17 protein-coding genes are annotated in these 23,687 nt (G+C 35.1%); 7 read left to right on the forward strand and 10 right to left on the reverse strand.

The annotated features are described in order from the left end of the window. Positions 1-97: 97 nt before the first annotated feature. On the reverse strand, positions 98-1,879 hold the full coding sequence (gene aspS / locus AC0L5Q_RS07280; RefSeq protein ID WP_473616545.1) for an aspartate--tRNA ligase: 1,782 nt from the start codon (positions 1,877-1,879) through the stop codon (positions 98-100). A 241-nt stretch (positions 1,880-2,120) separates the two neighbouring features. On the opposite strand from aspS, the gene cmoA reads away from it, so the two are divergent. Together cmoA and cmoB are read left to right on the forward strand one after the other, a co-directional pair. Further along, entirely contained in the window at positions 2,121-2,855 is a 735-nt protein-coding gene (cmoA, locus tag AC0L5Q_RS07285; RefSeq protein ID WP_473616548.1) for a carboxy-S-adenosyl-L-methionine synthase CmoA, read from the forward strand. Then, complete coding sequence (gene cmoB, locus AC0L5Q_RS07290) at positions 2,852-3,817, forward strand: tRNA 5-methoxyuridine(34)/uridine 5-oxyacetic acid(34) synthase CmoB (RefSeq protein ID WP_473616552.1); 966 nt, start codon at positions 2,852-2,854, stop codon at positions 3,815-3,817. Before cmoA ends, cmoB begins: the two co-directional genes overlap by 4 nt. Positions 3,818-3,874: 57 nt before the next feature. Here the strand turns inward: cmoB and AC0L5Q_RS07295 are convergent, their stop codons facing one another. Next, positions 3,875-4,573, reverse strand: a complete 699-nt coding sequence (locus AC0L5Q_RS07295) for a substrate-binding periplasmic protein (RefSeq protein ID WP_473616556.1) — start codon at positions 4,571-4,573, stop codon at positions 3,875-3,877. 290 nt (positions 4,574-4,863) lie between these two features. Here AC0L5Q_RS07295 and AC0L5Q_RS07300 point away from each other — a divergent pair, with 290 nt between their 5' ends. Further along, positions 4,864-6,210, forward strand: a complete 1,347-nt coding sequence (locus AC0L5Q_RS07300; protein WP_473616558.1) for an anti-phage deoxyguanosine triphosphatase — start codon at positions 4,864-4,866, stop codon at positions 6,208-6,210. Between the two features lie 65 nt (positions 6,211-6,275). Here AC0L5Q_RS07300 and AC0L5Q_RS07305 read toward each other — a convergent pair whose 3' ends face one another. Then, on the reverse strand, positions 6,276-7,115 hold the full coding sequence (locus AC0L5Q_RS07305) for an HDOD domain-containing protein (RefSeq protein WP_473616562.1): 840 nt from the start codon (positions 7,113-7,115) through the stop codon (positions 6,276-6,278). 233 nt (positions 7,116-7,348) lie between these two features. Between AC0L5Q_RS07305 and AC0L5Q_RS07310 the strand changes: the two genes are divergently transcribed. From AC0L5Q_RS07310 to AC0L5Q_RS07320, 3 genes are all read left to right on the forward strand, one after another. Next, a complete protein-coding gene (locus tag AC0L5Q_RS07310; protein ID WP_473616567.1) occupies positions 7,349-9,100 on the forward strand; it encodes an autotransporter assembly complex protein TamA in 1,752 nt (583 codons plus the stop codon). Further along, entirely contained in the window at positions 9,100-12,936 is a 3,837-nt protein-coding gene (locus AC0L5Q_RS07315) for a translocation/assembly module TamB domain-containing protein (RefSeq protein WP_473616572.1), read from the forward strand. Before AC0L5Q_RS07310 ends, AC0L5Q_RS07315 begins: the two co-directional genes overlap by 1 nt. Before the next feature lie 181 nt (positions 12,937-13,117). Continuing rightward, on the forward strand, positions 13,118-13,579 hold the full coding sequence (locus AC0L5Q_RS07320; protein ID WP_473616576.1) for a CPBP family intramembrane glutamic endopeptidase: 462 nt from the start codon (positions 13,118-13,120) through the stop codon (positions 13,577-13,579). Between the two features lie 272 nt (positions 13,580-13,851). Here AC0L5Q_RS07320 and AC0L5Q_RS07325 read toward each other — a convergent pair whose 3' ends face one another. The 5 genes from AC0L5Q_RS07325 to rppH form a co-directional block, all read right to left on the reverse strand. Further along, positions 13,852-15,432 (reverse strand): FMN-binding glutamate synthase family protein, encoded by a 1,581-nt coding sequence (locus AC0L5Q_RS07325; RefSeq protein WP_473616581.1) that lies wholly within the window; start codon positions 15,430-15,432, stop codon positions 13,852-13,854. A gap of 116 nt (positions 15,433-15,548) precedes the next feature. Continuing rightward, positions 15,549-16,382: a thymidylate synthase gene (locus AC0L5Q_RS07330; RefSeq protein WP_473616584.1), complete on the reverse strand. Its 834-nt coding sequence runs from the start codon at positions 16,380-16,382 to the stop codon at positions 15,549-15,551. An 86-nt stretch (positions 16,383-16,468) separates the two neighbouring features. Next, positions 16,469-17,263: a sulfite exporter TauE/SafE family protein gene (locus tag AC0L5Q_RS07335; RefSeq protein WP_473616588.1), complete on the reverse strand. Its 795-nt coding sequence runs from the start codon at positions 17,261-17,263 to the stop codon at positions 16,469-16,471. A 62-nt stretch (positions 17,264-17,325) separates the two neighbouring features. Then, positions 17,326-19,596 (reverse strand): phosphoenolpyruvate--protein phosphotransferase, encoded by a 2,271-nt coding sequence (gene ptsP, locus AC0L5Q_RS07340; RefSeq protein ID WP_473616592.1) that lies wholly within the window; start codon positions 19,594-19,596, stop codon positions 17,326-17,328. Positions 19,597-19,815: 219 nt separating this feature from the next. Then, positions 19,816-20,322 (reverse strand): RNA pyrophosphohydrolase, encoded by a 507-nt coding sequence (gene rppH / locus AC0L5Q_RS07345; protein ID WP_473616596.1) that lies wholly within the window; start codon positions 20,320-20,322, stop codon positions 19,816-19,818. Positions 20,323-20,462: 140 nt separating this feature from the next. Here rppH and mutH point away from each other — a divergent pair, with 140 nt between their 5' ends. Continuing rightward, positions 20,463-21,137 (forward strand): DNA mismatch repair endonuclease MutH, encoded by a 675-nt coding sequence (gene mutH, locus AC0L5Q_RS07350; protein WP_473618265.1) that lies wholly within the window; start codon positions 20,463-20,465, stop codon positions 21,135-21,137. Between the two features lie 5 nt (positions 21,138-21,142). Here mutH and AC0L5Q_RS07355 read toward each other — a convergent pair whose 3' ends face one another. Both AC0L5Q_RS07355 and pntB read right to left on the reverse strand, forming a co-directional pair. Beyond that, on the reverse strand, positions 21,143-22,081 hold the full coding sequence (locus tag AC0L5Q_RS07355) for a D-hexose-6-phosphate mutarotase (RefSeq protein WP_473616599.1): 939 nt from the start codon (positions 22,079-22,081) through the stop codon (positions 21,143-21,145). A 196-nt stretch (positions 22,082-22,277) separates the two neighbouring features. Beyond that, positions 22,278-23,681 (reverse strand): Re/Si-specific NAD(P)(+) transhydrogenase subunit beta, encoded by a 1,404-nt coding sequence (gene pntB, locus AC0L5Q_RS07360; protein ID WP_473616603.1) that lies wholly within the window; start codon positions 23,679-23,681, stop codon positions 22,278-22,280. Positions 23,682-23,687 lie beyond the last annotated feature (6 nt).

The raw sequence follows: 23,687 nt of genomic DNA on the forward strand, positions 1-23,687 counted from the left end.
TCGGGTTAGATACTTATACATAGGTAATATACATAAAAAATGCAGTTAAGATTTATCTTAACTGCATTTTATTTTCACTCAACATTACAGATAATAATTAACTATCAGTTTCAGTCTTTTTTTCTTTAGGCAAGATAGCAATACCTAGTTCAGTTAACTGAGCAGGATTAGCTTGACCTGGAGCGTTAGTTAAAGGACATGCCGCTGTTGTTGTTTTAGGGAATGCCATTACGTCTCTGATAGAAGTAGCGCCAGTCATTAACATAACTAAACGGTCTAAACCAAACGCTAAACCAGCATGCGGTGGAGCACCATATTGTAATGCTTCAAGTAAGAAACCAAATTTCTCTTGAGCTTCTTCGTCACTAATACCTAAAATTCTAAATACTGCGGCTTGCATATCTTGATTATGGATACGAACAGAACCACCACCTAATTCACAACCGTTTAATACCATGTCGTATGCGTCAGATAACGCACCAACAGGATTAGCTTCAAGTTGTTCAGCGGTTAAATTAGTAGGTGCTGTAAATGGATGATGAATAGCGTGCATATGCCCGTCTACTTCTTCAAACATTGGGAAATCAACAACCCATAACGGCTTCCATTCACCTTGCAGTAAGTCTAAGTCTTCACCTAATTTAAGACGTAAAGCACCTAAAGACTCTGTTACTACGTTGTATGTGTCTGAACCAAAGAATACAATGTCGCCATCTTTTGCATTAGCTCTATCAAGTAAAGCATTAACAGACTCTTCAGTTAAAAATTTAAGAATTGGCGATTGTAAACCTTCAAGCCCTGCAGCTCTGTCGTTCACTTTTAACCAAGGCATACCTTTAGCACCGTAAATACCAACAAACTTAGTTAAGTCGTCGATGTTTTTACGTGAAAACTTAGATGCGCCATCTGGTACACAAATAACGGAAACACGACCTTTAGGATCGTTAGCTGGACCTGAGAATACTTTAAATTCAACGTCTTTTAAAATATCAGCAACGTCTACAATTTCTAATGGATTACGTAAATCTGGCTTGTCTGAACCAAAACGCGTCATGGCTTCTGAGTAAGGCATACGTGGAAATTCACCTAAATCTACGTTTAGTAGTTTTAAGAAAAGCTCACGGATCATCTTTTCAGTAACAGCCATTACTTGATCAGACGACATAAATGAAGTTTCAATATCTATTTGCGTAAATTCTGGTTGGCGATCAGCACGTAAATCTTCATCACGGAAACATTTTACGATTTGGTAGTAACGCTCCATACCCGACATCATCAACAATTGTTTAAATAATTGTGGAGATTGTGGCAATGCAAAAAATTGACCTTTATGAGTGCGACTTGGTACTAAGTAATCTCTTGCACCTTCAGGGGTTGCAGCCGTTAAAATTGGTGTTTCAATATCTAAAAAGCCTAAGTTTTCTAACGATTCACGAACTGAAGCAGTAACTTTTGCGCGGAAACGTAAACGCTCTGTCATTTCAGGACGACGTAAATCTAAATAGCGATATTTTAAACGTTGCTCTTCAGAGTTTGTTTGGTTTGAATCTAATGGTAATGGAGCGGCTTTGTTTAAGATGTTTAGCTCTAAACCTAATATCTCAATTGCGCCAGTTGCCATATCTTTGTTGATTTGACCTTCAGGACGTGCACGAACTTTACCTTTAATTTGAACACAAAATTCGTTTCTTAAGGTATTCGCTTTAGCGATAACTTCTGGTAAGTCTGGATCATAAACAACCTGAACCATACCTTCTCTATCTCTTAAATCTAAAAAGATAACTGCGCCTAAATCACGACGGCGATTAACCCAACCACAAAGAGTAACTTCTTGACCAACATGAGATTCGTTAACCTCACCACAATACATAGTACGCATTTAGCAATTCCTGAGCATTTGCACTTGTGATTAATTCACAAGCTAATGAATATAAAAATTGGCGATATTATATAGTAATGAGTCGCAATGTCACCTCTGCAAGACTAATAAACTCTATCAGGGAATGATAATTAAAATAACAAATATCCATGCGAGTTAATTAATCGTGCACTGTTTATGGTTTGCCTTATAAATTTCAGTTAAAATAAGCGCAATAAAGCTATTTTCTTAAAGATTTTGCATGATAAATTCTGATACTGATCTCATTTTTTCAAGTAAGAAAGCTCAAATAAAAGACTTTGCCTTTGATAAGCAAGTTGTTGAAGTTTTTCCTGACATGATTTCGCGCTCTGTACCTGGTTACAATACCATTATTAATACCATTGGTAATTTGAGTAAAGAGTACGCGCAAGCCAATACCAACATTTACGATTTAGGTTGTTCCTTAGGTGCTGCAACACTGGCGATGAAAAAGTCGATCACCGTAAAAAACTGTTCAATCATCGGTATAGATAACTCTTCAGCTATGGTTGAACGTTGTAAAATGCATGTAAATGCGTTTAAAGGTGAGTCTCAAGTTGAAATTTGTGAAGGTAATATTTTAGACATTGAGCTTAAAAATGCTTCTATGGTCGTGCTTAATTTTACACTGCAATTTATCGAACCCGATGCACGCCAAAACCTCATTCAAAAAATTTATGATGGTTTACAACCCGGTGGTATATTAGTGTTATCTGAAAAGTTAAAAGCTGCAGATGATGTGTGTAATGAACTATTAATCGATTTACATCATAATTTTAAAAGAGAAAATGGTTACAGCGAGTTAGAAATCGCTCAAAAAAGAACGGCGATTGAAAATGTAATGCGCCCCGATACTTTAGAAACCCATTTATCTCGCCTTCAAGACTCAGGTTTTAATCACGTTAATCAGTGGTTTCAATGTTTTAATTTCATGTCACTTGTTGCAATAAAATGATCTCATTTAATAAGTTTTACCAATTAATCGCACAAAACCGTTTAAGTTCTTGGCTCAATGTTTTACCTGCTCAATTAACCACTTGGCAAAAAAGTGAGTTACATGGTGAGTTTTCTCACTGGGAAAAAACCTTAGATGCTCTGCCTAATACTACGCCTTCTTCAATCGATTTAAGTAATAGCGTAACCATTGGAGCAGAAACAGATATTAATGCCGGTGAGTTTAAGCGCATTGAAAACCTACTTAAAAAGTTTAAACCTTGGCGTAAAGGTCCTTACCATATTCACGGATTACACGTAGATACCGAGTGGCGATCAGACTTTAAATGGGATCGACTCGCTCCACACATTAGTGACTTATCAAATCGATACGTTTTAGATATTGGCTGCGGCAGTGGTTACCATTTGTGGAGAATGCGTGGTGCGGGCGCTAAATTTGTAGTGGGTATAGATCCTACTCAATTATTTTTTATGCAATTTAATGCTGTCAAACATTTCGCACAAGACGATAACGTACATTTATTACCCTTAGGCGTTGAAGATTTACCTGAGCTAAAAGCCTTTGATACGGTGTTTGCTATGGGTGTGCTTTATCACAGAAGATCGCCTATCGACTTCTTATACCAATTAAAAGCACAACTGGTTAAAGGTGGCGAATTAGTATTAGAAACTTTAGTGGTTGATGGCGATATTAATACCGTATTAGTACCAGGCGAACGTTACGCAAAAATGAGAAACGTTTGGTTTTTACCAAGCTGTGACGCTATGGTTGCTTGGATGGAACGTTGTGGATTTAAAGACATTAAAGTGGTAAATACCGACGTTACTGCCTTAGATGAACAACGAAAAACTGATTGGATTGATACAGAGTCTTTAGAAGATTTTCTTGACCCTAACGATCCAACTAAAACAATAGAAGGTTACCCGGCCCCTAAACGCGCAATTTTTATAGCTCATACTTAATCAAGTTACCATGGTACAAGTACGATTAAGTATTTGTACCATTCAATAAAATAGATATCACCACAAATACTTAGACATAAGTTTATCGTATAAACCACGGTATTTTATTTCATCAATACCTTTATCAAACTTATCTTTAAGTTGCTCAGACTTAAAACCAGCCGAATACTGCTTTTCATCAAAAATATAATGTACTTTAAATGAATTCTGATACATGGATTTTTCATGACTGTTACAAAAGTAAATAAAAATATTTAAGTCCAAAATAATCACTTCTGCTTCACCCGTGAACAACATATCTACTTGTTCTCGTTGCTCTGCCACCTCTCTATACTGATATGAACTCGCAACTTTGAGGTTATATTCATCGCCCATGTGCTTACGGGCTCTTTGAAAAGCCACGATTGTTAGTCCAGCTAAATCATCTATGTCCTCAATAATTAATTCTCTTTCCGCTAACGAAACTGCAACATTTTGATAAGTAATATAAGGTTTTGAAACGTACATACCCGGATATATGTAATTTGATGGTACGATTGATATAGCATCTACATTAGATTTTTGAAATCCTAAAACAGTTCGAGATAGCTGGACATGCTGAAACTCAGGCACAATATTTTGAGTTGATAACGCATCTCTAATAATATCCATTTGTAAACCACCACCATTTTCACTCGTAATAAATGGCGGCTTAGGTAATCCCGCTAAGAACAATACCCTTTCACGTTCGCCAGAAACTGCAGCACAGCATTTCACAGCAACAAAGGTAAAAGTAGCAGCTACAACACGATATTTAGCTTTTTGAAAAATACTAATTATAGACTCCTCTATAAATATAACTTTAAGCAGGTAAAAACATCATATAAAGTTGAGGGGGTGGGTAATATCCAGATATACCCGTTACCAATCAAGATGCGTATTTCAGAGCTGCACCTTAAATGGTTACGGATGCACACATATTGTATACTGTATACCTAAAACTGGTCAACCACCTTGTTAACATTATCACATGATTTACGACATTTTTATTACAATAAAGGAAGAATATGGAAACGCCTTGGTTAGAAAGACGACAATTAAGTATGACAAAGCGTCAAAATGATCATAGAACACCATTTCAAAGAGACAGAGCAAGGATATTGCATTCTGCAGCATTCAGACGTTTACAATCTAAAACACAAGTAATGGGAAGTGGGCAAAGTGATTTTTACAGAACACGACTCACCCATTCATTAGAAGCCGCACAAATAGGTTCGGGGATCACTTCACAGCTTCGTTGCAAATATCCTGATGTTTGTAGCAGTATACTTCCTGATGACGATACGTTGATTGAATCAATTTGTTTAGCCCATGATATTGGACACCCACCTTTTGGTCATGGTGGAGAAGTCGCTTTACATTATATGATGCGTAACCACGGTGGATTTGAAGGCAATGGTCAAACCTTAAGAATTGTTGCTCGGTTAGAACCTTTTAGTAAAGATTGTGGTATGAACCTTACACGAAGATCTCTACTGGGTTTACTAAAATATCCGCAAACTATTGATGTATTAAATACTCAAAAAAATCAGGAAGAACCTAAATCATTCAGGCAACTAAAAGCTTCCCAGTGGCATCCACCTAAAGGTATTTATTCTGATGATTTAGATATTTTATCTTGGATTTTACAGCCATTATCAGAGCTAGATAGACAACATTTCCAACAAATTCAAAGCCAAAAGAATAAACACCATAAAACACAGTTCAAATCATTTGACTGCTCTATTATGGAGTTAGCCGATGATATTGCTTACGGAATACACGATTTAGAAGACGCGATAGTTACAGGTGTAGTGAGTCAAACTGATTTCGATATTCATGTTATTGATAAATTAAAAGCCATAAATAACGAATGGTTGTCTGTGTATTGTAACGATTTATCTAGTAAACTTTTTAGTGACCAATTCTATTTACAAAAAGAAGCTATTGGTGGTTTAGTTAATTACCTGATCACTGAAATTATATTAGTGGATTTAAACGAGTTAGAATCTTTAAGCTTTGCAGAACCATTATTACAACACAACGCTAAACTTCCTGACGTTGCGGCAAAAGTATTACAGGTTTTTAAAGATTTTGTTTTTGAATTTGTGATCAAACAAACAGATATTCAAAGACTTGAATATAAAGGCCAACAAATTGTTATGGAATTATTTGAAGCGTTTGAATCAGATCCTTTACGATTATTACCTAAGCCTACGGCTAAGCGCTGGCAATATGCCAAAGATAACAACCTGAATCATCATAGAGTGATTGCCGATTATGTGGCTGGAATGACGGATGATTACGCAACAAAACTCTATAAGACCTTATTTATACCTATGGCGCAAAACAGTATTAAAGAAAACAATTACTAATAAAAATGCCAATCAGTACAACTGATTGGCATTTTCTTTTCAATAAACAATTATTAACAACAGCATTAAAACATTTTTTTAACGTCTGCTACCGTCGATAAAAACTCATCGCTTTGCATAAATTCAACATCAGGTATAAGACCTTTATCTACATAACTTTTTATCAATACTTTACAGGTTGATTCATTTTTAAAGATATCATTAGCAATAGCTCCAGCTCTGATAAAATCGATATAATGAACTTCTTCAGGGAGCATGGTTAAGTCACTCCAACTTTTTACTAATTCAATAAATTGATCTGAAAAACCCCAAGCTTTTGTTACTTCAGCACCAATGTTACTTGATAATTTAACAATAGCTTGCTGTAAAAAAGTAGGATTAGCAAAAACGTCTGGATGATTTTCAGCTTCAGTTAATATAGGTAAAACACCAATAGAGTGTACTAAAGCAGCAAGAGTTAGCTCGTCTAAAGACAAGGAACTATGTTTATTTTTTTGTTTATAAAATGTCATCAATGCAATAGCAACAGAGGCCACATCAATAGTTTTTTTCCATGATTTTTTCAAATACATTGCCACTATTTTATTTTTAGAAACAAAAACTTGCTCTATAGCCATAGCGGTTGCAATACTTTTAATTTGCCTCAAACCTATACGAGTAACGGCTTGATTTACCGTTTCAACTTTTACAGCGCGCCCAAGTAAAGGGCTATTAGCTACCTTTATCATACCTAATGAAAGCGCAGGGTCATTCGCAATAATCTCGCTCATTTGAGCTAAGTTAACATCGGGATCATCTGCTGACTCACGTACTTTGAGTGCTATTTTTGGCAGCGTGGGTAATACCAATGCATCTTGTTTAATCTTTTCAACTAAAATGGTATATAGTGCGTTTTCAGTTCCCATAAAATGACCTCTAATTTTTATTAAGTACAACTTTAACATAGCACATTATGATTAAATCGATAGTTAATTTTTATAAAAATATATAACTTTTTCAACTAAATATATTATCATTTAAACTGCTAGTTCACTTTCAATATTCTGTTACTAAAGCTTACTTTATTGTGTAATAACTTTTCGAACAATACGTTATAATGAACCGTTATTTTTAGTCTATTTACTCATAAAGGAATTTTATGTTGAAGTTATACGTTTGCTTTTTTACCCTACTCTTTGTAGGTAAAATATTTGCGAGCAATATAGCCTTATCACTACCTGAAAACTTACCCGATGAAGTTAAAAGCAACATCAAAGCTTATTTAGGTGAACTTCCTGATAACCCTCAATCTAGAGTGTCTTTTATTTACTCAGCAAAAAATAACACAATTAAAGCACTACAAGCTTTAGGTTATTATCGTTCAGTGGTTAGCACTAACTTAATTAAAAGTGAAGACGATACTCCGTGGAAGCTTGCTTTAACCATACAATTAAAAGAAGTGACTTTAGTTAACTCTATTAACGTAAATATAAGTGGTGAAGCGCAAAACGATAAAATGTTTAATTCACTCACGTCAAACTTGGCAATTAAACCGCAAGATCGTTTACATCATGGTAATTACCAAAAAATAAAGTCAGAGATTATCGCGTTAGCGCTACAACGAGGTTACTTCGATGGCTATTTCGAAACCGCTAAAATAGCTATAACGCCAGAAAATACCGCAGATATTTCTCTTACCTATAAAAGTGGTAAGCGCTATAAATTTGGTAAAATTGAATTTATAAATAACACCATAGATCAAAATTTTATCAATAAATTAGTCCCCTTTACTTACGGAGACGATTATCAAGTATCTACACTTCAACAATTTCAAAATAACTTAGAAAAAACTCAATATTTTAGCAATATTGTTATTGTCCCTAACCAAGATGATCCATCTGCAGCAAAAGATAAGTTTGTTCCTATTCAGGTCACATTAAAAGAAGCTAAAAAACACTATTTTGATATAGGTTTAGGTTACGCTACTGATACAGACTTTAGGATTTCTGGTGGCTGGAGAACACCATTAGTTAACAAGTATGGCCATAGACAAGAAACACAAATAAAGTACTCAAAAATAAATCCAACAGGACGTTTTATTTATTCAATTCCCATCAATGGCTCTCTTAACGATACGATTCAATTCAAACTACTATTAGAAAATAATGAATATGGTGATGTTGATAGTAATTATTGGTCATCTAGAATAAGTAAAATAAAAGTAAGTGATACTGTAAATTCTGAATACTATGTTCGTTTTCTTCATGAAGAATGGGATATAGACACTTTAGACGACATGGCCGACTATTTTTTATTGGGCTACAGTTGGTCTAATACACACAGAGATGGCAGTTTAATAGATCCCAGTGATGGCTTTAGTCAATATTATAATATTGAAGGCACTCATACCGAGATATCTTCTGAAACGAGTTTTTTAAAATTTTATGCCCATTGGCGATATATAAAAACCATCAAACCCAAACACCGTATCGTTACACGTGCTGAAATAGGCTATACCTTGTTAGATAGTTCAAATGCTGAAGAATTGTCACCTTCTTTACGTTTTTTTGCGGGCGGAGATCAAAGTATTAGAGGCTTTGCCTACCAATCGATAGGACCTACACGCCGACAAGTCAATTCAGATCAATCAAGTGAAGATCTCGTTGTGGGCGGTAATCGATTAGCTGTAGCAAGTATTGAATATCAATATTATTTTACACCTACCATTAGAGGCGCAATATTTGCTGATATAGGAAGTTCATTTGATACAGGATTTCAAAAGAAATACTCTGTAGGACCTGGTATTCATTATATATCGCCTATTGGCGCGATAAAACTCGATGTAGGATACAGCTTAAGTGAAGATAATCCTTCGTGGCGATTACATTTAAACTTAGGTGCTGAACTATAATGACATCACCTAAAGTAACCCCAAAAGACGCTAGTCCAACCAAAATAAAAAACAAGAGCTTACGCCGTAAAGTAACTTCTTATACGGCTATTTTTATTACGAGCTTACTCTGCTTGTTAGCCATCCTTTACAGTAGCCCATGGGGAACTCAGGCCAGTATTTCACTCATTAATAAATTTTCTGATGTGACATTAATTTATAAAGGCGGCATGTTTTCAGAAAAAATAGAATTTTCAGATTTTATTTATCAAAACGATGACGTAAAAGTGCACGCTAAAAACGTGACATTAAAATTTCATTTACGCTGTTTTTGGCAAAAGCAACTATGTATTGATAGTTTAAACATAGGCGATTTGTCATTAAAAATTAAATCATCAAATACGCCAAAGTCAGAATTTACTCTGCTTGAAATACCTATTGCGATAAAGATCAAAAAACTGTTAGTTGCAAAAACAGCGATAGAGTTAACTGATCAAGTAATTAATATTACTGGCTTTACTTCTCCTATTAATATTAAAAAAAGTACCTTTACCTTTAATAGTCCGAGTATTAAAGAAATTGCTGTAGCTGATTTTGTGAATAACAAGGTTGCAGGAAAAACAGCAGCAACTAAACCAGCAATAATCAATAAACAAAAAAGCGATACCTCTACGTTAGCTTTACCTGAAATAGAGCTTCCATTTGAATTAAAGATCATCAATTTTAAAATGGATACGTTATCAAATAACCTTGCTACATTAGATAACCTACCTAACAAAATAACTGATATAAATATTGGTTTAACATGGTTCAAAAATGATCTATTTATTACCTTATTCAAAGTAAATTATGGTACTGGATTAGCTGATATTAATGGCAAATTATCATTAATCAAAAACTACCCGCTAGACATTCAACTTAAACATCAGCTAAACAATAATACTTATTGGCCTGAAGTTAACAACTCTGCACAAATAGTTAATATTAAAGGTGATTTATCTCAACTTGATTTGCAGTTTAAAAGTGAAGGCAGCTTAGCGCTTACAGGTAACGCTAACCTTAATATTATCGACAATAACTTCCCTTATAATCTTAATTTAGAAGCAACTAAACTCCCTGTATATAATCAGGTAAGTCAGCACCTTCACCCTTCTGTGTTGTCTTTAACATCACAAGGCGACATTAATAAGCAAATATTATCATTAAATAGTGTACTCAATGGCTTAGGCTATAAAAATGCAAAAACATCGTTAAAGCTTACACATAACAAACTCATAGAAAATAAAATAACGATTGAAGAATTTGGCTTAAATGATGCGAAAAACAACCTGAGCATCAAAGGTCATATTGCTTTAAGCGACAAACCATCGTGGAATTTAAAAATCAAATCTACAGGCTTTACTTTTCCTCAATTTAAACATTTAGATGCTCAATACGACAATATTAAAGAATGGTTATCAGGACGGATCAAAGGTAACTTAGATACCACGGGCATATATGATAAAGAAAATTCATCCATCACATTAACTAACACCCATCTCACGGGTGACATTAATAAAATGCCTTTTGAATTATCAGGCGAAATAAATTTAAGTGAAAACTTACAACTTAAACCCAGTAAATTAAATTTATCGCTTTTTGATTCTCGCATGAGTTTTTCTGGCTATAGCGATAATGAGTGGCACGTAAAAGGAAATATAGAGGTTCCAAGTGCTAATAAATTTTATTCTGAAATAAACGGCAGTGTTTCTACTCGTTTTGATGTAACGGGTAATATCGATAAACCCAATATTTTATTTAAACATGATATTACTGACTTTGCTTTCAAGAAATCAGCCTCTCCTTTTATTACCATTCAAGGCAGTTATTCTCCCTTTGAAGAGCACTTAATCAATGCACAAATAAAAAGTAAAAGCATAAATTGGTTAAGTACCGAGTTAACACAAGTTGTTGCTAAAATTAACGCTGATATGAATCAACAAACATTTGATGTTAAGTGGGAAGGTGACTTTAAAAGTAAGTTTTTACTTAATGGTCTACGAAATGAAGACTCAAAAAATTGGGTAGGTATTATTGCTGGTGCTGAATTTAATTACTTAACTCAACATTGGCAGCCTGATACAGACATTATTATTGATTATAACGATCAAACACAAAAATTATCCTTGAATAAACATTGCTGGAACAATCAAGGGCTTAACATTTGTTTGCCTAAAGAAGTCTCATTTTTAGACTCAGGAAGCATTCCTCTAACTTTATACCTGAATAGTTCATACTTTAACGAAACCTTTGCCCCTAACGACATACTCGTTAATACCATAATTGAAGGTGGTGCAACGATAAATTGGACACCTGATAAACATTATGTAATAGAAGGCGATTTATCGGTTTTAGCAGGGAATATTTTACTTGATGAAAAAGAAATAGGTTTACCTGTTAAAGTATTAAGTGCTTGGGATCAAGGTCGATTAACCTTTAAACTTAACGATGATTTTGTACAAACACAACTAACGTTAACCCCAGATAAACAAACTAATGCCAATAATAATTATGACTTTTATTCAAATATAAATTTAGCAGGTAAAGTCACATTTAAAGATGATTTTCCCATATCTGCAAATATCGATATAGATAACTTTAATTTACGGCCGTTTCAATCAATCAGTCATGAAATCACCTTGCTTGAAGGCACTCTACATACTCAAGTTAATGTAACAGGTGATCTTAAAAACCCTAAAATTAATGGTGAAATTAATTTAGACAAAGGCCGTGTAAAATTATTAAAGAGTCCTAATGTAATTAACGATGTAAAAGTTAACTTAGCTCTTGAAAACACCAACGCCAAACTTGATGGCACCTTTAATATTGATAAAGATACTGGTTTTATTACAGGTGATGCTGACTGGAAAAAAGAAAAGTTACTTAACCTAAGCGTACATGCTGACCGTTTATCTATACTTGTTCCACCACAAATAGAGGCAACTATCGCTCCGCAGATTAATGCGGTGTTAACGCCAAACAACCTAAAAATATCAGGTAAAGTTAATGTGCTTAGCGGAATACTACGCGTAATTAACTTACCAGAAGGTAGTGTAGAGTTAACTAATGACGTTATTTTTGTTGATACCAAAGGTAACGAAATAGTTAAAGAAAAACGCTTTAATATTGAGTCTGATATTAGAGTATTCATTGATGAAGCTTTTCAACTTACAGGCCAAGGATTTAACGGTAACTTAGCAGGTGATATACGAGTACAGCACAGCAACCAGCAACCCATACAGATATTTGGTAATTTAAACATTCCTGATGGTCGCTATCATGCTTACGGACAACGCCTACAAATAGAACGAGGTAAAGTCGCGTTTAATGGCCCTATGGAAAACCCACATATAGATATTAAAGCCACAAGAACTATTCCTAAAGAAAACATAAAAGTGGGTGTTGAAATTAAAGGATTAGCAAACGCCCTTACACTCAAGCTTATTTCTACACCAGCACTGTCGCGAGCACAAACTTTGTCTTATTTATTAAGAGGGCAAGGACTCAAAAATGACGCTCCAGACGATTCAGGTATAGGTGTGGCTTTAGGTGCAGCTTTAGCAAACTATTCTGGCATTTTAAAGCAAATAGACAAACTACCGCTTATTAACAATGTTGAAATAGAAGGTGATAGCAGCCAAGTATCCATAGCCGGATATTTAGGTAAACGCATTTATGTAAAATATGGTGTTGGCGTAAACGAACCGGTTAATGAGTTAACCGTTAGATTATTTTTAATGAGTCGATTATGGGTAGAAACGATTTCAGGCTTAGAGAACTCGGCAGATATTTATTATTCTTTTGATTCAGATTTGTAATAGGTTAATTTAATTAATGCAGTCTTTACGCTATAAAATAATCGAACTTTTTATCTTATTCATAATATTGCCGAGTAGTTTTACTCTACATTACCCAGTTTGGATAAAAGTAATTATGGGTGTTATTGGGTTCTCATATATTATATTTGTGCTTTTAAAAGTAGAAAGTTACAAGTTCAAAATGACTACGAATGTAAACTGGAAAGCATTTTGGAAGCGTGTTGTTTTACCTCTTCTCATTATCACAACTGTAACTACTTTTTATGTTTGGTCTACTGATAAGGCACAACTTTTTCATGTTATGTTAAATAATCCTAAACTCTGGTTATTTATCTTATTTTTTTATAGCCTATTTTCAGTATACCCACAGGAATTACTCTACAGAACATTCTTTTTTAAACGATACCAAGCTTTGTTTAAGAGCGAATGGCTATTCATTATTGTTAACGCTGCCCTATTCTCTTTAGCGCATATTTTCTTTAAAAACACATTAGTTATATTGCTCACGTTTATTGGTGGGATCTTATTTGCTTTAACTTTCAAAAAAACTAAATCGACCTTATTAGTTTCTATTGAACATTCAATTTATGGTTGTTGGTTATTTACGGTAGGCATGGGGAATATGTTAGGCTTTCCTTCTTAAAGTTAACACTCAAGTCATATGAGTAACTCGAGATAACCTGAGTTCGGTTTAAGATATTGTTAACTCATTGAAAAGTAATCACTAAAAACTCGGTTCGCTTCTAGCTTGATAGTTTTACTTAATTCAAGGCAAATTTACGCGTCAATATCTGGCCTATTGCAAGTGAATTTAACGCAGAAGTTAGTAAAAGTAGCTGCTAGAAGAACATTTATTAAGCCGAACTCAGGTTAGATAGTTACACTGGTTATCTACTTTATCTTATCTAAAAACAATTAGTTCCAAGTTTTTTCCGACACTAAATGCCAATCATATTGCCATTCTGGTGGAATATTTTGTTCATCAAGTAAACTATCCGGAGCAATATAGTTATAGCGTTGCCCTAAATGTTCAATACTATTTTCTGAAACACGTGTTTGAATATGGTGTGGCTTAATATCACTTACATTTTCTAAGCCCGCGGCTCCTACTAATTCAGCTAAGTTTTTGATCATAGCCGCATGAAACTTATAAACTCTCTCGCCCTTCTCTTCATAATCTAAAGCGTTATAACGGGCCGCGTCTTGTGTTGCTATACCTGTTGGGCAGGTATCATTATTACAATGACGAGACTGAATACAACCTAAGGATAACATCATAGCTCTAGCACTATTCACCGTGTCTGCTCCTAAAGCTAATAATCGCAATACGTGAAAAGCAGAGAGTGCTTTCCCTGAAGCGATTAATCGCAATTTATCTCTAACACCACAGCCAACCAGTGCATTTTGTACAAAAACCAAAGCATCTCTTAAGGGCATCCCCACTGAATTAGTAAACTCGATTGGCGAAGCACCTGTACCGCCTTCACTACCGTCAATAGTAATAAAGTCAGGAGAAGATCCTGTCACTACCATAGCTTTACATAAGGCTAAAAATTCACGTTTACTACCTATACATAATTTAATGCCAACAGGCTTTCCTCCTGAAAGCTCTTTTAAACGATCAATAAAAGCTAAAAGCTCTATTGGCGTATTAAAGCTGCTGTGTGCAGGGGGAGAAATAACGTCTTGGCCCAAAGGTACTTTTCGAATTGCTGCAATTTCAGGGGTTAGTTTTACTGCAGGTAAAATACCTCCATGTCCGGGTTTAGCGCCTTGCGAAAGTTTAATTTCTATCATTTTCACATAATCTTGGTTCGCTGTTTCTAAAAATAAAGGCTCACTAAAATTACCTTTGTTGTCTCTACAACCAAAATACCCTGTACCAATCTGCCATACCAAATCTGCGCCATATTGAAGATGATAAGCACTTATGCCGCCTTCACCAGAGTTATGATAAAACCCACCTTTTTTAGCGCCTTTGTTTAACGCTAATATGGCATTTTTACTCAATGCACCAAAGCTCATAGCTGAAATATTTAATAGCGAAGCTTTGTAAGCTTTTTCTCCATGCCCAAAGGTAACTCTAGGGTCTTGATCTTTAAGGTGTGTAGGCTTTATCGAGTGGCTCATCCACTGATAGCCCACTTTATAAACATCAAACTGAGTACCAAAAGGACGTGTGTCGTTTACTCCCTTTGAACGTTGATAAACAAGATCTCTAAATTCTCGATTAATGGGTCTACCACTTAGATTAGTTTCAATAAAATATTGTTGAATTTCAGGGCGAAAAGATTCTAATAAGTACCTAATATGACCTACAACTGGATAAATGCGTAAGATGGTGTGTTTACTAAAAAAAATATCATGCAAACCCAAGATGATTAAAGGCAAGGCAATCACCAACAACCAAACAACACTAGGCCAATAAAACTGACCAAAAAAGATAACAGCAAGAGAAGCAACTGAAATAAAATAAAACCACTGACGAGCAAGCATAACTACGATCCTAAATACCTAAGTAGAATAATCCTATATGGAGTCTTTTGTTAAATAAAGAAAATAAGCCATTGTTTTATAACAATGGCTTAGCTTTGAAGTTTGTATCTAAAAATTTAAACTGAAATAGGCGCTTTAATATGTGGGTGAGCTTCGTAACCTACCAATTCAAAATCTTCAAAGGTAAAATCAAAAATACTCGCTACATTTGGATTAATTTTCATTGTAGGCAATGGCAAAGGCTTTCTTGAAAGCTGCTCTTGAACTTGTTCCATATGGTTTGAATATAAATGAGCATCGCCAAAGGTATGGACAAAGTCACCTAATTCTAAATCACACACTTGAGCAATCATCATAGTGAATAAAGCGTAGCTCGCAATGTTAAATGGTACACCTAAGAATATATCAGCACTGCGTTGATATAGCTGACATGACAACTTTCCATTTAATACATAAAATTGAAACAAGGTATGACACGGCGGTAAAGCTTGCTTACCTATTGCCGCATTTTCTGATGGTGATATTGAAGTATCAGGCAATAACGCAGGATTCCACGCTGTAATAATATGCCGGCGAGAATCAGGATTTGTTTTAAGGTCATGAATAAGTTGCGCTAGTTGATCAATAGTTTCACCATTTGATGCAGGCCAATTACGCCATTGCACGCCATATACGGGGCCTAACTCACCTTCTTGCGTTGCCCATGCATCCCAAATTTTAACGCCATTTTCTTTAAGATAAGCAATATTAGATTCACCTTTTATAAACCAAAGTAATTCATGAATAATTGATTTTAAATGACATTTTTTTGTAGTCACTAAAGGAAAACCTTTAGCTAAATCAAACCGCATTTGATAACCAAAAACACTGCGTGTTCCTGTACCTGTTCTATCTGATTTATCTACACCGTTATCGTGTACATGTTTCATTAAATCTAAGTACGCTTGCATGAAAATATCCTATGAAATAGCGTTTAAGGTGAAGTTTATTACCTAAAAATTAGTGACGTTATAATAATAGATTAGTTAATTATTGGCTAACTAAAGATCATTTTCAGCGCGACAATTAATAAGAAAAAAGAAAATAAGCGCTTCAATGTTTTTACTGGTAGCTTATTCGCATACTGCACACCAAAAGGTGCAAAAAAAGTAGACGTAATAACTATAGATATTAATGCAGGCAAATAAACATACCCCATACTCCATGGCGGAAGTTCATTTACACCAATACCTGATATTATGTAACCTGCGCTGCCAAATGCTGCCACCAATGCACCACACATAGTAGCAAGCCCTATAGCATGACGAACCGATACACCAAAAATAGTTAAAATAGGGATCAAAATAACCGCGCCTGAAATTCCCATTAAACTTGCCAATACACCACAAGCATAAGCAATGATAAAAATAGCAGCGTCATTTGGTAAAGGCCAAGTCTTAACAACCCTAACTGAAAGCAACATATAAAGGGCCAAGGTGCTAACCGCTACGGCAAATATAGTTTTTAAAACCGTAACCGAGAGTAAATCAGCAACTAACGCCCCACTTAAAGAACCTAAAGAAATCGCGACAATAAATTTTTTCGTTAATGACCACGGAATATTACTGTTTTTATAATGAGATAAAGTCGCTGCAGATGAAGTAACAACAATAGAACACAAAGACGTACCTAATGCTAAAGGCAATACAACGTCCATAGGAAGATCTAATAAAGGAAGTAAATAAATAAGTGCAGGAACAATGATCAGCCCTCCACCAATGCCTAATAAGCCTGATAGGAAGCCAACAACAATGCCGATTAAAACACATGATAAAAGAATAATACTTAGCATATAGCCTTTTAAGTTCGCCCTTTGGAAGCTTTAAGTAAAAACGTTACTATTTTAAATAGCAATTACATACCTGCGCGAACAAAGCCGCCAAGCCCTAAATGCTCTAATTGTTCCCTCATATAACCATGTACTTGTTTAGTAGAACTAAGCGATAAAACATGCGCTAAAATAACTTTCATTTTATGTAGTTCTACATGGCGTATAACCCATTTAATTCTAGAAATATTATGTGGATTCATACTGAGTTTATCGTAGCCCATTGCGAGTAATAATAAGGCTCCTGCAGGCTCACTAGCGAGTTCACCACATAAGCTTAAAGGAACTAAGTATTTACTTGATTCTTGGGCTATTGTATTTAACGCACGCAATACCGCAGGATGATATGCGTCGTATAAGTCAGACACTTGTGCATTATTACGATCTACCGCTAACAAATATTGAGTTAAATCGTTTGACCCTACAGAGAAAAAGTCTACTTTACTTGCAAACTCTCTTAATTGAAAAATAACTCCTGGTACTTCAATCATCATACCTATTTTAGGTTTTACAAATTTAGATTTATCAGTAATATCTAATTCTGACGAAAGTTCGTAATAGGCTTGATTGATTAAACGAGTCGCTTCATCAACTTCAGATATATTAGAAATCATAGGTAACATAATTTCTAAATTGTTATGCCCATAATTCGCTTTAATCATGGCTCTAACTTGTTGTAGAAAAATTTCAGGGTGATCTAAAGTAATTCGAATACCACGCCAGCCTAAAAAAGGATTATCTTCAACAATAGGAAAATAAGGTAAAGCTTTATCACCACCTACATCGAGCGTACGCATAGTGACATTTTTTTTAGGAAAAGCCGCTAACACTTGTCTATATAAATCAGTTTGCTGTTGTTCAGAAGGAAAGCAACTCTGATTCATAAAAGGAATTTCGGTTCGATACAAACCAATACCCATAGCACCTGTTGACGATGAATGCTCAAATCCAGAAGACAAACCCGCGTTTAATTGTAATTCAATACATTTACCATCAAGTGTAATAGCCGGTAGCTTTTCAACCTGCTTTACTTTGTCAGCTAGTGCATACTCTTCTTCAATTAAGTGCTTATATTCTTTTAGTAACGAATCGTTAGGCGCAACATATAACTCACCACTATAACCATCTACAATGGCTATTTGCTTATGTAATTGCCCAAGAGGTATTTTGTCTACCCCCATAATTGCAGGTAATCCAAGCGCTCTGGCTAATATTGCTGCATGAGAGTTATTTGAGCCAGTTAAAGAAACAATGCCTTGTAGGCCAAAGTGTTGGTACTCAGCTAACATTGAAGCCGTTACATCTTCAGCAACTAAAATAAAAGCATCAAGTGGTTCATTAACTTGGCTATTTTTTTCAAGCAAATTCGCTAAAATTCTATTTCCTAGATCTTTTATATCACTTGCTCGTTCGCGTAAATAGTTATCATCAAGTGCTTCAAACTGAACCACATAACTATCTACAACCAGTTTTAACGCACTTTGTGTATTCCAACCGTCATTAATTTTATTTTCAACTTCATGGCCAATATCTGCATTACCTAAAAGCTGCTTATACATTTCAAAAATATCTAAACTATTATCAGATATGACTCGACTTAACTCTTCAGCCATTCTTTCAAATTCATGACGAGTATCAGAAATAGCTTGTTTAAAACGTACTAATTCTGTTTCTTGATCGGTATGTTTTTCTAATGTAACTGATTGCAGCTGTACGGTTGGCTGAATAACAAATAATGGACCAATAGCGACACCTGAAGAACCACTAACGCCTTTTAGCTGCCTTGTATACTGGTTATTTTTTTCAGTTAATCCATAGCGAACTTCAGCATTAGCTAACGCCATAGCTAATTGCGCTGAAAGCGTAACAACAAAAGCTTCTTCATTTTCAGTAAAGTGTCGAGATTCTTTTTGCTGAATAGACAAAATCCCCAAAACTTTACGTTGATGAATAATAGGCGTACCTAAAAAAGCATTCAGTTCATCTTCTTGTACAATTGGGGTTTTAATAAATTGAGGATGTTTATGTGCATCGGAGATATTTAAAGGTTCTTCACGTTGGCCAACTAAACCAACTAAACCTTCTGAAAATCCTATACGAGTATTACCTAGCGCATCTTTGGCTAAACCATCAGAGGCCATTAATACAAAATGTTCGGTAGCGTAATCGGCTAAATAAATTGAACAACAGTCTGTATTTAATGCTGTTTTTACCTGAGTAACCATGCGAAATAAAGCACTTTCTAAATCAGCATCTTGGCTAAATTCAAGTATAATACGTCGTAAAGTGGTTAACATATCTCTCCTTGGTTTATACCAATCTCACTAATAAATTGATCGTATTTCTTCTAAAAAATACGGTAAATCTAATAACGCAACGGGTATTATATCATTATATAGTCAATAAAAATGGGAGTTTTTTAATCCTGTAATTTTGTACAAAAACAAAAAAATCTAGTGTTTAAGATAAAAATAGCCTACATAAATGTAAGCTATTAAATTATAACATAATAATAATCAGGCTCGACGTTTGCGTCGATCTGAACGATATGTGGGTAATGCCTGTAATGAAAACTCTTTCATTACTTTTCTATAAACCTCACGCTTAAACGATACAACTTGCCTTACTGGATACCAATAGCTTACCCATCTCCAATCATCAAATTCAGGGTGCTCTGAATGTAGTAAATCTACAGATGATTCTTTAGACGTTAGCTTAAGCAAAAACCACTTTTGTTTTTGCCCTATACATAACGGTTTACTGTCGTGTCTAATTAAACGTTTCGGTAATTTATATCTAAGCCAATGTTTAGTCGAAGCAACAACGCTCACATGTTCAGGTTTTAGCCCCACTTCTTCATGAAGTTCCCTGTACATAGCTTGTTCTGCTGATTCACCCTTATCTATACCACCTTGTGGATATTGCCAAGAATGTTGACCATAACGTCTTGCCCAGAATACTTGTCCCCTATCATTGATTATTACTATGCCGACATTGGCTCTATAGCCATCAGCATCGATCAAAGGAGCTCCCGACAAATTTCAATAGTTAACTGATTCTTCCATACAAACGGCTTTTGAGCAAATAAATATTTCACTTGATACCATACATTTAGGCTAAGATAATAGGCATATTAGATAAAACGACTTAACGATATACTCCTATTAATATAATTATTCCTCAAGACGAAAGTGCCTTATTAGAACGTGCGTATACTTTATCAGGTTTAACCTTAGGTGAAGTGGCAAAGAATGAGGGTATTAAAGTCCCTAAAGATTTAAAAAAAGAAAAAGGCTGGGTAGGATTACTACTTGAAAAAGTATTGGGTGCTAGTGCTGGCTCTAAACCTGAACCAGACTTCCCACACTTAGGTATTGAGCTTAAAACCCTACCAATTAATAGAGAAGGAAAGCCTTTAGAAACTACCTTTGTTTGCGTAACTCCCCTTAAAGATCTTGTGGGTGCTACATGGCAAAACAGTCATATTAAAAATAAATTAGCACGTGTTTTATGGGTACCTATTATTGCTGAACGCTCCATTCCTATTCCAGAACGTATTATTGGTACACCATTTATTTGGTCACCATCGCCTGAAGAAGAACATTTAATGGCAATGGACTGGCAAGAATTAACCGATATGATTGTGTTAGGTGAAGTGGAAAATATTACCGGTAAACACGGGCAAGTCCTTCAAATAAGACCAAAAGCCGCTAACAGCCATGCAAAAACACAAGCGATAGATAAAAATGGGCAACCTTTTATGACATTACCCAGAGGATTTTATTTAAAAACAGCGTTTACACATAAACTCATTAAAAAACACTTACGTATAAATTAACTTATCTACAAAGAACGAATAACAACCTTTTGAGCAAAACTGACTTTTGAACCTGCAGGTATTGATATAGGCTTTGTATTTGCTGCTTCTAAGCAAACATATTCGTTTTCACCACCAGCATGAATATCCACCATGTTTTGAGCGGTTTCATGACCAGGATTCCATAAAACCCATTGATGACAATCAGATGAACTAACCTCAATAATACGATTCCAATCTTTATCAATAATGTCTATGACACGATTTGATTCATAAACTCTATCAATGGGACCTTCGCAATTATTTAAGATTGAAATATTATTATAAGTACCGGTTAATTTATCAAAATACTCAACATCAGATAATTGATTAATATGTGTATTTTTAGGATTTCCTACAGCAAAATAACTGTGTAATGCTCCTGTATATTCAACATCTTTAGCGGATTTGTTTTCAATAAATAGTTTTTGTGAAAATGACTCACCAAACACAAGTTCTTGCTTTAACTCGTAGGCTATATCCCATGCAGGCGTTTGGTTTTCACCTTGTTTAATTAAAATAATGGTTACTGATTTTTCCGTAATTTCAATGTTTTCTACTTGCCACAACGATGTTCTAGCAAAACCATGGTTAGCAACTAAAGTTTTATTCACATCGGTAAAATCAACGCTTTTATTATGTTTAAATAAATCATTTTCAAAATCACCAAACCAAGGTAAACATACAGGTATACCACCTCTAATACCTTTTGCGTTACCAAACAGCGTGTCATTACTCAACCAAAAAACAGGTTGTTGATTTTTAGGCTGCCAAGTTAATACATGACCACCATATAAACTAAGCGATGCTTGGCAATCTTGATGTTCAATCAATAAACCTTCAGTAGTAGTTAACGAATTTTGATCTAAAAATACGCTTGTTGTTACTTTCCCAAACGCATTGTTTTGAATAATGTCTGAAGACATGGAGACCCTAATAAAAAATAAAGCAGATAATAAATCTATTTTAAAGCATAGTTATAAGGTGTGAAAGGATAAAAGTTTTCTTGAATTTGTTAACCAATAAAAAACAAAACCACTTTTCAATCAAATTACTGATCAGAAAAGTGGTTTAAACTTTCATTAAATAAATTTTAGTTTATCTCTAAAGCAAGCTAAAACCTTATAAAGAACGACAAATGGCTTCTACTGAGTCTTTGGCATCGCCAAATAACATTTGTGTATTATCTTTAAAGAATAATGGATTTTGAACACCAGCGTAACCTGCACTCATTGAACGTTTAAATACTACAACATTCTTAGCATTCCACACTTCAAGTACTGGCATACCTGCTATAGGGCTAGTAGGGTCTTCTGCCGCAGCAGGGTTGACCGTATCGTTAGCACCAATAACAAGCACTACATCAGTTTCAGGGAAGTCATCATTAATTTCCTCCATACCTAATACAATGTCGTAAGGCACTTTTGCTTCAGCTAATAACACGTTCATATGGCCCGGTAAACGACCTGCAACAGGGTGAATAGCAAACCTGACATTAATACCTTTATCTTTTAATATTCGTGTCATTTCATACACAGGGTATTGTGCTTGAGCAACGGCCATGCCATAACCTGGAGTAATTATTACCGATTTCGCATCACTTAATAAAGCAGCTACCGCTTCTGCTGTCGCTTCAACATGCTCACCATAGTCTTTATCTGTATCGAGAACTACGTCAGTACCAAAACCACCGGCTATAACACTAATAAACGAGCGATTCATTGCCTTACACATAATGTAGGATAATATAGCACCTGAAGAGCCCACTAAAGCACCTGTAACTATTAATAAGTCGTTACTTAACATAAAGCCTGCCGCCGCAGCTGCCCAACCAGAATATGAATTAAGCATAGATACAACAACGGGCATATCAGCTCCACCAATTGATGCAACAAGATGCCAGCCAAATAAAAGCGCAACAATAGTCATAATATAAAGAGCTGTTGCGCTACCATCATCCCCAACAAAACTTAACATCAACATAAAAGAAAACAATAAAGCGGCAAAATTAAGTTTATGACGGTGAGGTAACATAAGCGCAGCTGAATTAATAAGCCCTCGTAATTTAGCAAAAGCCACCACAGATCCTGTAAAGGTAACCGCACCAATAAACACGCCTAAGAAAATCTCAGTTAAATGAATATTGTTTTCCATTTGCTGAGCAGAAGTTAAATATCCAAGATGGTGTTCAGACATTTCATAGAAGCTATTAAAGCCCACTAAAACAGCCGCTAAACCAACAAAACTATGTAATATAGCTACAAGTTCAGGCATACCTGTCATTTCAACTTTTTTCGCTAAACGTAAACCAATAACTGTACCAATAATCATAACAACAATAATAACGCCTACGTTTGATACTCTTTCATCGGCAATGGTCGCGATTAACGCGATACTCATACCAACAATACCAAACCAGTTACCTCTTTCTGCTGTTTCTTGCTTACTTAAGCCTGACAAACTAAATATAAAAAGTAATGCCGACACTAGGTACGCAGCACTAATAAATCCACTAGAAAATTCCATAAGTGC

Source organism: Pseudocolwellia sp. G5-9, from assembly GCF_055808995.1.